Raw genomic sequence first — 14,655 nt, forward strand, 5'->3', positions numbered from 1 at the left:
CCGGCTCCGGGCGCACTCCCGAAACCAAGGATTCCTTCATGGCGCACGCCCTCCGCCCGGACCTCCGCAACGTCGCGATCGTCGCGCACGTCGACCACGGCAAGACGACCCTCGTCGACGCGATGCTCCGGCAGACCGGCTCGTTCGGCGAGCACGCGCACGTCGAAGAGCGTGCGATGGACTCGAACGATCTCGAGCGCGAGAAGGGCATCACGATCCTCGCCAAGAACACGGCGATCACCTACAACGGTGCCCACACCGACGAGCCGGTGACGATCAACGTCATCGACACCCCCGGTCACGCCGATTTCGGCGGCGAGGTCGAGCGCGGCCTGTCGATGGTGGACGGCGTCGTGCTGCTCGTGGACGCTTCGGAGGGCCCGCTCCCGCAGACGCGCTTCGTGCTCCGCAAGGCGCTCGAGGCGAAGCTCCCCGTCATCCTGCTCGTCAACAAGACCGACCGGCCCGACGCGCGCATCGCTGAGGTCGAGGAGGAGAGCCACGATCTGCTGCTCGGCCTCGCCTCCGACCTGCAGGACGACGTGCCAGACCTCGACGTGGACGCCCTGCTGGACGTCCCTGTCGTCTACGCGTCCGGCCGCGCCGGCGCCGCGTCGCGCAACCGTCCCGCCAACGGCGAGCTGCCCGACAACGACGACCTCGAGCCGCTGTTCGAGGCCATCCTCGAGCACGTGCCCGCGCCGTGGTACGACGACGACGCGCCGCTGCAGGCGTGGGTGACGAACCTTGACTCGAGCCCCTTCCTCGGCCGCCTCGCGCTGCTGCGCGTGTTCAACGGGAAGCTGAAGAAGGGCCAGACGGTGGCGTGGGTGCGCTCCGACGGCTCCACGAGCACCGCTCGCATCACCGAACTCCTGAAGACCCGCGCGCTCGAGCGCTATCCGGCGGAGGACGCCGGCCCCGGCGACATCGTCGCGATCGCGGGCTTCCCCGACATCACGATCGGCGAGACGATCGCCGACCCCGAGGACATCCGGCCGCTCCCGGCGATCACGGTCGACGACCCCGCCATCTCGATGACGATCGGCACGAACACGTCGCCGCTGGTCGGGAAGGTGAAGGGGCACAAGCTCACCGCGCGCATGGTGAAGGACCGTCTCGACCGCGAGCTCATCGGAAACGTCTCGCTCAAGGTCGTCGACATCGGTCGTCCCGACGCGTGGGAGGTGCAGGGCCGCGGCGAGCTGGCGCTGGCGATCCTCGTGGAGAACATGCGTCGCGAAGGCTTCGAGCTCACCGTCGGCAAGCCGCAGGTGGTCACGAAGAAGATCGACGGCAAGACCTACGAGCCCTTCGAGCACCTCACGATCGATGCGCCCGAGGAGTACCTCGGCGCCATCACGCAGCTGCTCGCCGCCCGCAAGGGCCGCATGGACAACATGACGAACCACGGCACCGGCTGGGTGCGGATGGAGTTCGTCGTCCCGTCGCGCGGCCTGATCGGGTTCCGCACCGAGTTCCTCACCACGACCCGCGGCACAGGCATCGCCAACGCGATCTCGCACGGCTACGAGCCGTGGGCGGGCCACATCGTCACGCGCCAGAACGGCTCGATCGTCGCCGACCGCTCGGGCGTCGTCACGCCGTTCGCGATCATCGCCCTGCAGGAGCGCATGTCGTTCTTCGTGCAGCCGGGCGACGAGGTCTACGAGGGCATGGTCATCGGCGAGAACTCGCGCGCGGACGACATGGACGTCAACATCACCAAGGAGAAGAAGCTCACCAACATGCGCTCCTCCACGGCCGACACGTTCGAGTCGATGACCCCGCCGCGCCAGCTCTCGCTCGAGGAGAGCCTGGAGTTCGCGCGCGAGGACGAGTGCGTCGAGGTGACGCCCGAGAAGGTGCGCATCCGCAAGGTCGTGCTCGACGCGACCGAGCGGGGCCGCGCGACCGCCCGGCTCAAGCGCCAGGACGCCAACGCCTGAGCGCGGGGGCGTGCCGGATGCAGCGCGTCAGCGCAGCTCGGAGACGAGTACGGCGCGCGTGCCGGGCGTGAGCGCCTCGAACACGTGCGGCGCGTCGCCGGGGTAGGAGAGGTAGTCGCCGGGGCCGAGCTCGTACGGCGCGTCCTCCGGGCCGACGCGCGCGCGCCCCGCGATGAGCACAACGTGCTCCGTGGTGCCGGCGCCGTGCGGGCGGGACGCGCGCGGTGCGCCGGGCTCGGCGCTGATGAGGTAGATGTCGCGCCGCACGTGCGGCGGGCTCGCCGACAGCAGGGCGGCCGCATACGGCGCGTCGGCCGCGGCGACGGCGGTCGCCGCATCCGCCCGCACGAGGCGCGGCGCGGCCGAGCCCTCGTCGACCAGTGCGGCGAACGGGATGCCCATCGCGGTGGCGAGCGCCCACAGCGTCTCGACGCTCGGGTTCGCCCGGCCGGTCTCGAGCTGCGACACGGTGGCCTTCGACACCCCCGAGCGCCGCGCGAGCTCCGACGCGGACAGTCCGGCGCGCTCGCGCTCCCTGCGGAGGGCGGCGGCGATGCGCTCAGGCAGCGTGCTCATCGGTTCAGTATGGCGAACGATCGTTCGACTTGACAAACGATGGAGCGCGCGCGGACGATGGCCGCATGCCCCCCGCCGATCCGTCCGCGCGTGCGGCGGTGCGCCAGGGCCTCGCCGTCGCCCTGGCGACGAGCGCGTACGGCATCTCGTTCGGCGCACTCGCGACGGCCTCCGGGCTCGACGTGTGGCAGACGTGCGTGCTGAGCCTGCTCATGTTCACGGGCGGCTCGCAGTTCGCGTTCGTCGGGGTGATCGGCGCGGGCGGCCTCGCCGCCGCACCGGCCGCGATCGCCTCAGCCGCGCTCCTGGGCGTGCGCAACGCCGCCTACGCGATGCGGATGTCGCCGGTGCTCGGCGGCGGCCCATGGCGCCGCCTGCTGGCGGCGCCGTTCACGATCGACGAATCCACCGCGGTGTCTCTCGCGCAGTCCTCTCCGAGGGCGCGACGCATCGGCTTCTGGGTGACCGGGGTCGCGATCTACGTCGGATGGAACCTCTCGACGCTCGTCGGTGCGCTCGTCGGCGACCTGCTCGGCGACCCCCGCCGGTACGGCCTGGACGCGGCCGCGGCCGCGGCCTTCCTCGCGCTGCTGTGGCCGAGGCTCCGCGGCCGGCAGGCGATCGCCGTGGGCGCCGGTGCGGCCGTCGTCGCGGTCGTGCTCACGCCGGCCCTGATGCCGGGGCTTCCCGTCGTGGTTGCGGCGACGGTCGCCCTCGTCGTCGGCTGGACGAACCTCCTCGGCGCTCGCGGGCGAGCAGGTGACGCGCTCGACGTGCCCGAGCGGGAGGGGCTGCCGTGACCCTGTGGACCGCCGTGCTCCTCGCCTCGGTCGTATGCCTCGCGGTGAAGGCCGTCGGCTACGCCGTCCCGCCGCGGGTGCTCGAGGCGCCCCGGCCCGCGCGCATCGCCGACCTGCTCACCGTCGCGCTCCTGGCCGCGCTCGTGGCCGTGCAGACCGTGGCCGCGGGGCAGGCGCTGGCGGTGGATGCCCGCATCCCCGCCGTCCTCGTCGCCGGCGGGCTGCTCGCCCTGCGGGCGCCGTTCCTGGTCGTGGTGATGGCCGCGGCGCTCGTGGCCGCGGGACTGCGGTGGGTCGGCTGGGCGGCCTGACAGCTGCGCGCGCCTAGACTGTCGCGGTGACATCCCCGGCTCTGCGCCTGATCGCGGCCCGTCTGCTCACGTGGGCGATCTCCCTCGTGGTGGGCGCCGTCTACGGCACGGCCGCGACCGTCGCGCACGCCTTCACCGTGATCGGCCTGCCGCTGGGCCTCGTGCTCGCGATCGTCGGCACGGGCGGGCTGCTCGTCGCGTTCCGCGCCTTGACGGGCGACCGGTGGACGGCGCTCGCGGGCGGCCTCGGCGTCCTGCTGGCGACCTTCGTCTTCAGCAACGTCGGCCCCGGCGGCTCGGCCATCGTGGCGCCGGCGACGGATGCGACGGCCTGGATCCCCGTCGCATGGACCATCGCGGTGCCGATCCTCGTCGCCCTCGTCGTGGCGTGGCCCGACCTGCGGCCCCGCGCGACCGACGATCGCGGCGCGCGCGCATAGACTGGAGGGCGTGACGTATGTGATCGCCCTCCCGTGCGTGGACGTCAAGGACCGCGCCTGCATCGACGAGTGCCCGGTCGACTGCATCTACGAGGGCGAGCGATCGCTCTACATCCATCCCGACGAGTGCGTCGACTGCGGGGCGTGCGAGCCGGTGTGCCCCGTCGAGGCGATCTACTACGAGGACGACCTGCCCGACGAGTGGCAGGACTACTACAAGGCCAACGTCGAGTTCTTCGACGACATCGGCTCGCCGGGCGGTGCGGCCAAGGTCGGTGTCATCGCGAAGGACCACCCGCTCATCGCCGCGCTGCCGCCGCAGGGCGAGTGACCCCGCGCTGATGGGCGTCGCCGATCTCGCCGACTATCCGTGGGACGCGGTCGCGCCGTACGCCGAGCGCGCCCGACGGCATCCCGACGGGATCGTCGACCTGTCCGTCGGCTCGCCCGTCGACCCCACGCCGGGCGTCGTGGCCGACGCGCTGCGTGCGGCGACCGACGCGCACGCATACCCGCTGACCGCGGGCACCCCGGCGCTGCGCGAGGCGATCGCGGCATGGTACGCGCGTCGGCGCGGCGTGCCCGGCCTCACGCCGGCGCACGTGCTGCCGACCGTGGGCTCGAAGGAGCTCGTGGCTCTGCTGCCGCTGCTCCTCGGCCTCGGCGCCGGCGACCTCGTCGTGCACCCGCGGGCGGCGTACCCGACCTACGACGTCGGCGCGCGGCTGGTCGACGCGGAGCCGCTCGCGGTCGACGACCCGGCGCAGTGGCCGGCCGGCACGCGGCTGGTGTGGATCAACTCGCCCGGCAATCCCGACGGGCGCGTGCTCGACCGAGCGCAGCTGCGTGCCGCCGTCGAGCGCGCGCGCGAGCTCGGGGCCGTGCTGGCGTCCGACGAGTGCTACGCCGAGCTCGGCTGGGATGGGCCGTGGGCGGATGCGGCCGTGCCGAGCGTGCTCGATCCCGCCGTCACCGACGGCGACACGGCGGGGCTGCTCTCGGTGTACTCGCTGAGCAAGCAGTCCAACCTCGCCGGCTACCGAGCCGCGTTCATCGCGGGCGACCCGGCGATCGTGTCGCGCGTGCTGACCGCCCGCCGTCACCTGGGCCTCATGCCGCCGGCGCCGGTGCAGGCGGCCATGGCCGTCGCGCTCGGCGACGACGCGCACGTCGCAGCGCAGAAGGAGCGCTACCGCACGCGCCGCGCCGTGCTCAAGCCCGCCGTCGAGGCCGCGGGCTTCCGCATCGACGAGAGCGAGGCCGGTCTCTACCTGTGGGCGACCGAGGGTCGTGACGCGTGGGACAGCCTGTCGCGCCTGGCCGATCTCGGCATCCTGGCCGGTCCGGGCCACTTCTACGGTCCGCACCATCCGCAGCACATCCGGCTGTCGCTGACCGCGACGGACGAGCGCATCGCCGCCGCCGCGGCGCGGCTGCGCGCGACCGCCGGCTGATCTTTGGCGTCCTTCTCCAGCGACTCCCCAGGTCCTTTGTCCGTGTCCGAGATACCGCTGGCCGCCTACTAGGCTGTAAAGGCACGGGGACAGGACACTATCCGCGTCGACGTGCCGGCCGGCGCGTACGGACGCGCCTTCGGCCGCCAGGCGAGCGATCACGGATCGCAGCGATCGGACATCGCAAGGAGGCGCAGTGAGCGACAGCGGAACGCAGCAGGAGACGGCGACCCTCACGGTCGGCGGCCGCACCGCCGAATTCCCGGTGATCCCGGGCACCGACGGCGTCCCCAGCGTCGACATCGCGTCGTTCATGCGCCAGACCGGCCACACGACGCTCGACTACGGCTTCGTGAACACCGCCTCCACGAAGTCCGCCATCACCTTCATCGACGGCGACCAGGGCATCCTGCGCTACCGCGGATACCCGATCGCGCAGCTCGCGAAGAACAGCACGTACCTCGAGGTGGCGTGGCTGCTCATCTACGGCGAGCTGCCGACGCCCGACGAGCTCGCAGCCTTCGACGAGCGCATCCGGCGCCACACCCTCCTGCACGAGGACCTCAAGCGCTTCTTCTCCGCGCTGCCGCACACGGCGCACCCCATGTCGGTGCTGTCGGCGGCCACCGCGGCCCTCTCGACCTACTACGAGCGCGAGTCCGACCCGCACAACCCGGAGCACGTCGAGCTGAACACCGTCCGGATGCTCGCGAAGCTGCCCGTCATCGCGGCGTACGCGCACAAGAAGAGCGTCGGCCAGGCGTTCCTGTACCCCGACAACTCGCTCGGCTTCGTCGACAACTTCCTGAAGCTCAACTTCGGTGTGCTGAGCGAGATCTACGAGGTCAACCCGGTCATGTCGCGGGCCCTCGAGCGGCTGCTCATCCTCCACGAGGACCACGAGCAGAACGCGTCGACCTCGACCGTGCGCCTGGTCGGCTCGACCGGCGCGAACCAGTTCTCTTCCATCTCCGCCGGCATCAACGCGCTCTACGGTCCGCTGCACGGCGGCGCCAACGAGGCGGTCCTGGAGATGCTCGGTCGCATCCGCGACTCCGGTGAGAGCGTCGAGCGCTTCGTCGAGCGCGTGAAGAACAAGGAGGACGGGGTCAAGCTCATGGGCTTCGGCCACCGCGTCTACAAGAACTACGACCCGCGGGCGAAGCTCGTGAAGGAGTCGGCCGACGAGGTGCTCGAGGCGCTCGGCGTGAGCGATCCGCTGCTCGACCTCGCGAAGCAGCTCGAGGAGATCGCCCTCAACGACGACTACTTCAAGGAGCGCCGTCTCTACCCGAACGTCGACTTCTACACGGGCGTGATCTATAAGGCCATGGGCTTCCCGACGCGCATGTTCACGGTGCTGTTCGCGATCGGCCGGCTGCCCGGATGGCTCGCGCACTGGCGCGAGATGCAGAGCGACCCGCAGACCAAGATCGGCCGCCCCCAGCAGCTGTACATCGGCGCCTCGGAGCGGAACTACCCCGGCGTCGGTTGATGCCGCGCCTGCTCGTCCGCAAGCCGTCGCCGCACCTGGCCGACGGCGAGCTCACCCACCTCGAGCGCGTCCCCGTGGACGCCGCGCTCGCGCGCTCGCAGTGGGAGGCGTACGTCGACGTCTTCCGTGCGCGCGGCTGGGACGTCGTGCCTGTGCCGGCCGACGACGCGCATCCCGACGGCGTGTTCGTGGAGGATGCGGTGGTCGTCTTCGACGACGTGGCGGTCGTCTGCCGTGCCGGCGCGCTGTCGCGGCGCGGCGAGGCGGCCACGGTCGCGCCCGTCCTCGCGACGCTCGGTCTGCCGGTGGCGGAGATCACGGCGCCCGGCACGCTCGACGGGGGAGACGTCCTGAAGATCGGGCGCACCGCCTACGTCGGTCTGTCGGCGCGCACGAACACCGTCGCCGTCGATCAGCTGCGTGCGCTGCTCGAGCCGCGCGGCTGGAGCGTCGTCGCCGTGCCGGTGACGCGCGTGCTCCACCTGAAGAGCGCCGTCACGGCGCTCCCGGACGGCACGGTCATCGGCTACCCGCCGCTCGTGGACGACCCGGGAGTGTTCGACCGTTTCCTTCCGGTGCCCGAGGAGCACGGCACGGCCGTCGTCGTCCTGGACTCGCGGACGGTGCTGATGTCGGCGGACGCACCGGCGACCGCCGAGCTCTTCCGTGCGCGCGGGCTGAACGTGGTGACGGTGCCGGTGAGCGAGTTCGAGAAGCTCGAGGGCTGCGTCACCTGCCTGTCGGTGCGCGTCCGCGATCTCGCTCGCTGACGCGCACCGACAGGTTGCGGTGACTCAGGCGGCGTCGGCGAGAGCCGTCGCCTCCCGGGCGGCGCCCTCTTCGCGACGACGCGCCTCGGCGGTCTCGGACGAGCGGCGGCCCGTGCGCACCGTGCCGACGACGACGGCGGCGGCGAGGGCGAGGGAGGCGACCACGATCCATGCCACGTCGTATCCGAGCTCGCGCGGTGCGCCCGAGCGGTCGACCTGGCCGAAGACGATCGCGGAGGTCACGGCCGACCCCATCGCGGAGCCGATGGTTCGCAGGTTCGCGTTCATCCCGGTCGCGACGCCGACGCGGTCGGCCGGCACGCTCTGGACGATGATGCTCGCGGATGCGGCGTAGGCGAGGCCGATGCCCACGCCGAACACGCCGCCCGCCACCGCCAGCTGCCACACCTGCGCGTGCGCGACGACGGCTGCCACCACCGCGAGGCCCATCGCGCCGGCGCCGAGCCCGAGCAGGGCGCGCAGCGGGAGGAGGCGCGACAGGGCGCCGGTCGCGAAGCCGACCGCGCTCATGCCGACGAGGAGGGGCAGCAGGACGAGCCCGGCGGCTCCGGCGCTCAGGCCGAGCCCCCAGCCGGTGGTCTCGGCGACCTGCAGGAACTGCGGCAGGTAGCCCCAGAACCCGAAGGCGGCGGCCCCGACGAGGATGCCCGCGAGGTTCGTCGGCCAGATCGCTCGGTCCAGCAGCATCCGGATGTCCACGAGCGGCTCGGCCGCCCGCAGCTCGGCGACGACCCAGGCCGCGAGGAGCACCGCGGCGGCGACGAAGAGTCCGATCGTCGGGGGCGCGCCCCAGCCCCAGCGGCTGCCGGAGCTCAGCGGCACGAGCAGGGCGATGAGCCACGCCGACAGCAGCGCGGCCGACACGAGGTTGACGCGGCCGCGGGCGCGGCTGCCGGCGGCGGGGACCACGAGCCGGGTCGCCGCGAACCCGAGCGCGCCGATGACGAGGGGCAGCGCGAACAGCGTGCGCCAGCCGAAGGCGTCGGCGAGGGGACCGGCGAGCACGCTGCCCGCCGCGCCGCCGATGCCGATGACCGCGCTCGTCGCGCCGATCGCGCCGGTGACCCGGTGCGGCGGCAGCGTGTCGCGCACGAGGCCGAAGGCGAGCGGGAACAGCGCGCCGCCGACGCCCTGCAGCACACGGCCGACGAGCAGCGTCGTGAGGTCGGGAGCAACCAGGGCGACCACGTCGCCGAGTGCGACGACGGCGAGGACGGCGAGGAACGTGCGTCGCCGGCCGGCGAGGTCGCCGACCCGGCCGAGCAAGGGTGTGGCCACGGCCGCGGCGATCAGCCACGCGGTCATGGTCCACGAGGCCGCGTCGGCGCTCGCACCGAGATCGGTCTGGATGAGGGGGATGACGGGGATGACGAGGTTCTGCAGCAGCGCGATCGAGGCGACGCTCACGGCGATCGCGGCGAATCGGATGCCGGAGGGGGTGGATACGGACATGTCGACCTTCCCACGCGCGAGTCGGCGCGTATGATGGTGGGAGTGGAGGAAGCCTCCGCTTAAAGATTAGCGGAGGCGCCCTCCGTTTACAACCGGAGTTCACCGTGTCCGATTCCGTCGCCGACATCACGCTGCGTCGACCGCGTCGCGCCGACGCCGCGCGCAACTACGACGCGCTCGTCGCCGCGGCGCGTGAGGCGTTCGCCGCGCACGGCGCGTCCGCGTCGCTCGAGGACATCGCGCGGCGCGCGGGTGTGGGGATCGGCACGCTGTACCGGAACTTCCCGACGCGCGACGACCTCATCGAATCGGTCTACGTGTCCGAGGTGCTCGCGCTCGTCGAGGCCGCCGACGAGGTGCGCGACCGCGAGCCGTGGGCGGCGCTCGAGGCGTGGCTCGCGCGATTCGTGCAGTACGTCGGCACGAAGCGAGCCCTCGTCGAGGGCCTCACGCGCGAGTCGGACGTGCTCGCGCAATGCCGCGCGATCATGTACGGCGCCGGCGAGCCGCTCCTCGTGCGGGCGCAGGACAGCGGCGACGTCGATCCCGCGCTCACGATCCGCGACGTGGTGCGGCTCATCGCCGGGGTGACCGCCGTCAGCACGTACGAGGACGACGCGCAGCGCGACCGCGTCCTCGCCGCCGCGGTGCGCGGGCTCCGGGCCTGACGCGATCGGTCAGGTGTGCAGCGCCTCGTTGAGCGTGACGCCCACGCCCGCGCGCGGCACGGCCTCCACGGCGCCCGTCAGCGAGTTGCGCCGGAACAGCAGTCCGTCCCGGCCGGACAGCGCCGCGCCCTTCACCGACGGCGGCGAGCCGTCGGCGCGCGGCGGCTCGCCCGGCAGCACGATCTTCGTGCCGGCCGTCACGTACAGCCCCGCCTCGACCACGCAGTCGTCGCCGAGCGAGATGCCGATGCCGGCGTTGGCGCCGAGCAGTGTGCGCGCGCCGATCGAGATGCGGTGCGTGCCACCGCCCGAGAGCGTCCCCATGATGGAGGCGCCGCCACCGATGTCGGAGCCGTCGCCGACGACGACGCCCTGGGAGATGCGGCCCTCGACCATCGAGGCGCCGAGCGTTCCGGCGTTGAAGTTCACGAATCCCTCGTGCATGACCGTCGTGCCGGGGGAGAGGTAGGCGCCCAGCCTGACGCGCGACGCGTCCGCGATGCGCACGCCCGGGGGCGTGACGTAGTCGAGCAGGCGCGGGAACTTGTCCAGGCCCTGCACCTGGACGCCTTCGCGGAGCAGCGTCGGTCGGAGGCGCGTGGCCGCATCCGGATGCATCGGGCCCGCCGTCGTCCATGCGACGTTCGGGAGGTGGCCGAAGACGCCCTCGAGGGAGAGCTCGTTCGGCGCGACGAGGCGGTGCGACAGCGCGTGCAGCCGCAGATACGCGTCGGCGGTGCCGGCCGGCGGCGCGTCGAGGTCGATCTCGACGGCGACGACCTCGACGTCGACGGCGCGCCGGGGATCGGGCACCGCGAGCTGCTCGAGGGCGGCGGGCGGGAGCGCCGGGTCGAGGCCGAGCGGCAGTCGGCCGGGCGCCGGTTCGGGGTACCACGTGTCCAGGACCGTGCCGTCCTCGGCCACCGTCTGAAGCCCCCAGCCCCACACCCATCGCGCGTCGCTCATGCCCTCTACGGTAGCGGCTCGCCTCGGGGCCGTCCGACCGCCGCCGGTAGGATCGTGCCGTGCCCCTCCTCGATCCCACCCAGTCCTCCGTCGAGCTGACCCGCGCGATCTGCGACATCCCGTCGGTGTCGGGCGAGGAGAAGACGCTCGCCGACGCGATCGAGGAGATCGTGGCGCCGCTGGAGCATCTCGACGTCTTCCGTGACGGCGACACGATCGTCGCGCGCACGCAGCTCGGCCGCGAGCGCCGTGTCGTGATCGCGGGGCACATCGACACGGTGCCGATCAACGGCAATGTCCCGACACGCGACATCGAGATGGATGGCGTGCCGTACCTGTGGGGGCGCGGCACGGTGGATATGAAGGCCGGCGTCGCGGTGCAGCTCAAGCTCGCCGTCGAGCTCACCGATCCCCGCGTCGACATCACGTGGATGTGGTACGACCACGAGGAGGTCGACGCCGACCTCAACGGGCTCACACGGCTCTCGCGCACCCGCCCCGATCTGTTCGCGGGCGACTTCGCGATCCTCGGCGAACCGTCGGACGGCGAGGTCGAGGGCGGATGCAACGGCAACCTCCGCGCGCTCGTGCGCACGAGCGGCGTGCGCGCGCACAGTGCGCGCGCGTGGATCGGCGAGAACGCGATCCACAAGGCCGCGCCGATCCTCATGCGTCTGGCGGAGTACCGCCCGCGCGACGTCGAGGTGGAGGGGCTCGTCTATCGCGAGGGTCTGAACGCGGTGCGGATCTCGGGCGGTGTGGCCGGCAACGTCATCCCCGACGAGTGCGTCGTCGAGGTCAACTACCGCTTCGCGCCGAGTCGCGACGCCGACGAGGCCTCGCGCCACGTGCGGGACGTGTTCGCGGGTTTCGACGTCGAGGTCGTCGACATCGCGCCCGGCGCGCGTCCGGGGCTCGACGCGGCGCTCGCCCAGGAGTTCGTCACCGCCGTCGGAGCGGCCCCGCGCCCCAAGTACGGCTGGACCGACGTCGCGCGCTTCTCGGCGATGGGCGTGCCCGCGGTGAACTACGGCCCCGGCGATCCGCACCTCGCCCACCACGACGAGGAGCGCGTGCCGCTCCACCAGATCGACGCCGTCGAGCGCGGGCTGCGCGCGTGGCTGACGTCGTCCTGACGCGCCTGCGGCGCCTGCCCGCGCCGGTCCCGATCGCGCTGGTCTACGTCGCCGCCCGGGTCGTCACGACCCTGTTCCTGATCGCGGCCGCCGACCTCTCCGGCCCGGCGTCTCGGTTCGGACCGGACGCCGACCTCGGCACCCTCGTGCTCGGCTGGGACGCGCAGTGGTACTGGTACGTCGCTGTGAACGGCTACCCGACGACGCTGCCGCTCACGGCGACCGGCGCCGTCGCCGAGAACCAGTGGGCGTTCCTCCCGGTGTACCCGTACCTCTCGGCCGCCGTGGGTGCGGTGATCGGCTCGTGGGGCGCCGGCGCGGTGGTCGTCTCGCTCGCGGCGGGCTACGGCGCGTGCCTCGCCCTGCATCGGCTGCTGCGCCGGCGCCTGGACCCCGCGGCGGCGATGTGGGCGGTCGCCTTCTTCGCCGCCGGACCGCTCGGTGCGCTCTTCCAGGTCGGGTACGCCGAGATGCTGTTCCTCTTCCTGCTGCTGGTCGCGCTCGAGCGCGTCCTCGCGCGTCGGTACGCGTGGCTGTACGTCCTGATCCCCGTCATGGGGTTCACGCGGCCGGGCATCCTCGCGTTCGCGCTGTTCCTCGGCCTCTACGGGCTGTGGCGGCTGCGGCGCCGCCGCGTCGAGCCGCTCCCGCCGCGGGAGATCGTCCACATCGTCGCGCTGGGCGCGCTCGCGACGGTGGTGGGGTTCGCGTGGCAGGTGATCGCGGCGGTGGTCACGGGTGACCCGGGGGCCTACCTCGCGACCGAGCTGGCCTGGCGGCGCAACTGGCTGCCGGATGCGCACGGCGGGTTCATCCCGTTCGAAGGGTTCGTGACGGCCTCGCAGTTCTGGTTCCGCACGTGGGGGCTGCCCTCGGCGCTCGGGCCGATCGCGCTCGTGGGGCTCGTCGCGGCGACCGCGGCCGTGCTGCTGCGGGAGCGGCATGTGCGGCGCCTCGGCGTCGAGGTGCGGCTGTGGTCGGCGAGCTACCTGCTGTATCTGCTGGCGGTGTTCTTCCCGCAGTCGAGCACGTTCCGCCTGCTGTTGCCGCTCACCCCGCTCGCCGGCGCCGTGGCGGCGCCGCGCTCGACGGCGTGGCGCGTGGCTGTGCTCGTCGTGGGCGTGACGCTGCAGTGGTGGTGGATCTACAACGTCTACGCGCTCGCGCAGACCTTCTGGCAGATCCCGTGACCTGTGGGCGGGCGCCGAGACAGGTGCGCCGCACGATAAACTGAAAAAGACCTATGACGAAAGGGAGCCCGCGATGGCAGCCATGAAGCCGCGAACCGGTGACGGACCGATGGAGGCCGTGAAGGAGGGACGTCTGATCATCGTCCGCGTTCCTCTCGAGGGCGGCGGCCGCCTGGTCGTCTCGGTGAACGACGCCGAGGCGAAGGAGCTCTACGACGTGCTCGGCGAGGTGGTCAGCGCCTGACGCTCCGTCACGCTCACGACGGCCGGTCCTGCGGGGCCGGCCGTCGGCGTCTGCGCGGCGTGCGCGTCGCGCGCAGTGCGGTGCTCAGCGGGGCTCGGTGACTGTCGTCAGCTGCAGGAGGCCCTCACCCGACGTCGAGAGGGCGCCGATGACAGCGGGGGAGGCCTGGGTCTCCTGGATGAGCGAGCGGTAGGCGGTGGTCTGCGAGTCGCGGCGCACCGGGTCGGCGACCGCGCCGCCGGCGAGGACCCGGGGGACGAGCACGGTTCCGCCCGCGCGCACGAGGCGCAGGCCGTGCTCGACGTACTCGATCACGCCGTCGGGGTCGGCGTCGACGAGCACGATGTCGTACGAGGCCTCGTTCATGCGCGGCAGGACGTCGGCGGCGCGGCCGGTGATGAAGCGTGCGCGGGCCGCGGGGATGCGGGCGTCGGCGAACGCGGAGCGCGCGACGCCGAGGTGCTCGGGCTCGTTGTCGATCGTCGTCAGGGTCGCGCGCGGCGAGCCGTGCAGCAGCCACAGCCCCGACACGCCGCCCCCCGTCCCGATCTCGACGATGTTCAACGCGCGGGATGCGGCGGCCAGCACCGCGATCTGCGCGCCGACGGGCGCGCTCACGGGGTCCGCGCCGATCTCGAGCGCGTGGGCGCGCGCACGGGCGATGTGCTCCGGCTCCACCGTCGCCTCGAGCACGAACCGCTGATTCGCGTCAGAACCGCTCATCCCGACCTCCCTCGCTCACCCTACGTCGGCGTCGGCGGGCCCCCGCTCAGGCGCGGCGAGTAACCTGAATCCATGTTCAACGGCATCACGATCGAGAAGCTTCTGCTGATCGGTGTGATCGCCGCGCTCCTGATCGGACCCGAGCGCCTGCCGCGCTACGCGGAGTCGCTCGCGCGGCTCGCGAACCGTGCGCGGGAGATGATGCAGGGCGCGCGCACGCGTATGCGCGACGAGATGGGACCCGACTTCGACGAAGTCGACTGGCGCAAGCTCGACCCGCGTCAGTACGACCCGCGCCGCATCATCCGCGAGGCGCTGCTCGACGACGCCCCGACCGCCACGGTGCGCACGATGGCCGCCGCGGGCGCCGCTGCCGCCGCCACGGCAGCCGCGCCGCCGCCGGTGACACCCGCCTTCCGGGCCGGCGACGAGCCGCCGTTCGACTCCGAGGCGACCTGAC

Annotated in this window: 17 protein-coding genes; 13 read left to right on the forward strand and 4 right to left on the reverse strand. The window is 72.6% G+C overall.

The window, feature by feature from the left end:
* Positions 1 to 38: 38 nt before the first annotated feature.
* Positions 39 to 1,949 carry a translational GTPase TypA gene (gene typA / locus EI169_RS06955; protein ID WP_125131685.1) on the forward strand — a complete coding sequence of 637 codons (1,911 nt, stop codon included), beginning with the start codon at positions 39 to 41 and terminating at the stop codon, positions 1,947 to 1,949.
* 27 nt (positions 1,950 to 1,976) lie between these two features.
* Here typA and EI169_RS06960 read toward each other — a convergent pair whose 3' ends face one another.
* The gene (locus EI169_RS06960) at positions 1,977 to 2,525 is read right to left on the reverse strand and encodes an XRE family transcriptional regulator (protein WP_125131686.1); all 549 of its coding nucleotides are present in this window, start codon (positions 2,523 to 2,525) and stop codon (positions 1,977 to 1,979) included.
* Between the two features lie 65 nt (positions 2,526 to 2,590).
* On the opposite strand from EI169_RS06960, the gene EI169_RS06965 reads away from it, so the two are divergent.
* From EI169_RS06965 to ddaH, 7 genes are all read left to right on the forward strand, one after another.
* The gene (locus tag EI169_RS06965; RefSeq protein WP_125131687.1) at positions 2,591 to 3,325 is read left to right on the forward strand and encodes an AzlC family ABC transporter permease; all 735 of its coding nucleotides are present in this window, start codon (positions 2,591 to 2,593) and stop codon (positions 3,323 to 3,325) included.
* A complete protein-coding gene (locus tag EI169_RS06970) occupies positions 3,322 to 3,636 on the forward strand; it encodes an AzlD domain-containing protein (RefSeq protein ID WP_125131688.1) in 315 nt (104 codons plus the stop codon). Before EI169_RS06965 ends, EI169_RS06970 begins: the two co-directional genes overlap by 4 nt.
* Before the next feature lie 26 nt (positions 3,637 to 3,662).
* Entirely contained in the window at positions 3,663 to 4,076 is a 414-nt protein-coding gene (locus EI169_RS06975; protein ID WP_240640697.1) for a histidinol dehydrogenase, read from the forward strand.
* A gap of 10 nt (positions 4,077 to 4,086) precedes the next feature.
* Entirely contained in the window at positions 4,087 to 4,407 is a 321-nt protein-coding gene (fdxA, locus tag EI169_RS06980) for a ferredoxin (RefSeq protein ID WP_125131689.1), read from the forward strand.
* 10 nt (positions 4,408 to 4,417) lie between these two features.
* Entirely contained in the window at positions 4,418 to 5,530 is a 1,113-nt protein-coding gene (dapC, locus tag EI169_RS06985) for a succinyldiaminopimelate transaminase (RefSeq protein ID WP_125131690.1), read from the forward strand.
* A 196-nt stretch (positions 5,531 to 5,726) separates the two neighbouring features.
* The gene (locus EI169_RS06990) at positions 5,727 to 7,025 is read left to right on the forward strand and encodes a citrate synthase (protein WP_125131691.1); all 1,299 of its coding nucleotides are present in this window, start codon (positions 5,727 to 5,729) and stop codon (positions 7,023 to 7,025) included.
* A complete protein-coding gene (gene ddaH / locus EI169_RS06995; protein ID WP_125131692.1) occupies positions 7,025 to 7,795 on the forward strand; it encodes a dimethylargininase in 771 nt (256 codons plus the stop codon). The genes EI169_RS06990 and ddaH overlap by 1 nt, the downstream gene beginning before the upstream one ends.
* Before the next feature lie 24 nt (positions 7,796 to 7,819).
* Here ddaH and EI169_RS07000 read toward each other — a convergent pair whose 3' ends face one another.
* Complete coding sequence (locus tag EI169_RS07000; RefSeq protein WP_125131693.1) at positions 7,820 to 9,268, reverse strand: MFS transporter; 1,449 nt, start codon at positions 9,266 to 9,268, stop codon at positions 7,820 to 7,822.
* 104 nt (positions 9,269 to 9,372) lie between these two features.
* Between EI169_RS07000 and EI169_RS07005 the strand changes: the two genes are divergently transcribed.
* Entirely contained in the window at positions 9,373 to 9,936 is a 564-nt protein-coding gene (locus tag EI169_RS07005) for a TetR/AcrR family transcriptional regulator (protein ID WP_125131694.1), read from the forward strand.
* A gap of 9 nt (positions 9,937 to 9,945) precedes the next feature.
* Here the strand turns inward: EI169_RS07005 and dapD are convergent, their stop codons facing one another.
* Positions 9,946 to 10,902 (reverse strand): 2,3,4,5-tetrahydropyridine-2,6-dicarboxylate N-succinyltransferase, encoded by a 957-nt coding sequence (dapD, locus tag EI169_RS07010; RefSeq protein ID WP_125131695.1) that lies wholly within the window; start codon positions 10,900 to 10,902, stop codon positions 9,946 to 9,948.
* Positions 10,903 to 10,961: 59 nt separating this feature from the next.
* Here dapD and dapE point away from each other — a divergent pair, with 59 nt between their 5' ends.
* From dapE to EI169_RS07025, 3 genes are all read left to right on the forward strand, one after another.
* Positions 10,962 to 12,038 carry a succinyl-diaminopimelate desuccinylase gene (dapE, locus tag EI169_RS07015; protein WP_125131696.1) on the forward strand — a complete coding sequence of 359 codons (1,077 nt, stop codon included), beginning with the start codon at positions 10,962 to 10,964 and terminating at the stop codon, positions 12,036 to 12,038.
* On the forward strand, positions 12,020 to 13,228 hold the full coding sequence (locus tag EI169_RS07020) for a hypothetical protein (protein ID WP_125131697.1): 1,209 nt from the start codon (positions 12,020 to 12,022) through the stop codon (positions 13,226 to 13,228). The genes dapE and EI169_RS07020 overlap by 19 nt, the downstream gene beginning before the upstream one ends.
* A 73-nt stretch (positions 13,229 to 13,301) precedes the next feature.
* The gene (locus EI169_RS07025; RefSeq protein ID WP_125131698.1) at positions 13,302 to 13,472 is read left to right on the forward strand and encodes a DUF3117 domain-containing protein; all 171 of its coding nucleotides are present in this window, start codon (positions 13,302 to 13,304) and stop codon (positions 13,470 to 13,472) included.
* 84 nt (positions 13,473 to 13,556) lie between these two features.
* Here the strand turns inward: EI169_RS07025 and EI169_RS07030 are convergent, their stop codons facing one another.
* On the reverse strand, positions 13,557 to 14,195 hold the full coding sequence (locus tag EI169_RS07030) for a class I SAM-dependent methyltransferase (RefSeq protein WP_125131699.1): 639 nt from the start codon (positions 14,193 to 14,195) through the stop codon (positions 13,557 to 13,559).
* Positions 14,196 to 14,267: 72 nt separating this feature from the next.
* Between EI169_RS07030 and EI169_RS07035 the strand changes: the two genes are divergently transcribed.
* The gene (locus tag EI169_RS07035) at positions 14,268 to 14,654 is read left to right on the forward strand and encodes a Sec-independent protein translocase TatB (protein WP_125131700.1); all 387 of its coding nucleotides are present in this window, start codon (positions 14,268 to 14,270) and stop codon (positions 14,652 to 14,654) included.
* Position 14,655 lies beyond the last annotated feature (1 nt).

Origin of the sequence: Microbacterium sp. 10M-3C3 (genome assembly GCF_003931875.1) — a bacterium.
Taxonomy (GTDB): Bacteria; Actinomycetota; Actinomycetes; order Actinomycetales; family Microbacteriaceae; genus Microbacterium.

Bases quoted from the DNA above. Each gene is read 5' to 3' on its own strand.
- typA (WP_125131685.1), top strand. From the start codon at position 39: ATGGCGCACGCCCTCCGCCCGGACCTCCGCAACGTCGCGATCGTCGCG.
- EI169_RS06960 (WP_125131686.1), bottom strand. From the start codon at position 2,525: ATGAGCACGCTGCCTGAGCGCATCGCCGCCGCCCTCCGCAGGGAGCGC.
- EI169_RS06965 (WP_125131687.1), top strand. From the start codon at position 2,591: ATGCCCCCCGCCGATCCGTCCGCGCGTGCGGCGGTGCGCCAGGGCCTC.
- dapC (WP_125131690.1), top strand. From the start codon at position 4,418: ATGGGCGTCGCCGATCTCGCCGACTATCCGTGGGACGCGGTCGCGCCG.
- ddaH (WP_125131692.1), top strand. From the start codon at position 7,025: ATGCCGCGCCTGCTCGTCCGCAAGCCGTCGCCGCACCTGGCCGACGGC.
- EI169_RS07000 (WP_125131693.1), bottom strand. From the start codon at position 9,268: ATGTCCGTATCCACCCCCTCCGGCATCCGATTCGCCGCGATCGCCGTG.
- dapD (WP_125131695.1), bottom strand. From the start codon at position 10,902: ATGAGCGACGCGCGATGGGTGTGGGGCTGGGGGCTTCAGACGGTGGCC.
- EI169_RS07025 (WP_125131698.1), top strand. From the start codon at position 13,302: ATGGCAGCCATGAAGCCGCGAACCGGTGACGGACCGATGGAGGCCGTG.
- EI169_RS07030 (WP_125131699.1), bottom strand. From the start codon at position 14,195: ATGAGCGGTTCTGACGCGAATCAGCGGTTCGTGCTCGAGGCGACGGTG.
- EI169_RS07035 (WP_125131700.1), top strand. From the start codon at position 14,268: ATGTTCAACGGCATCACGATCGAGAAGCTTCTGCTGATCGGTGTGATC.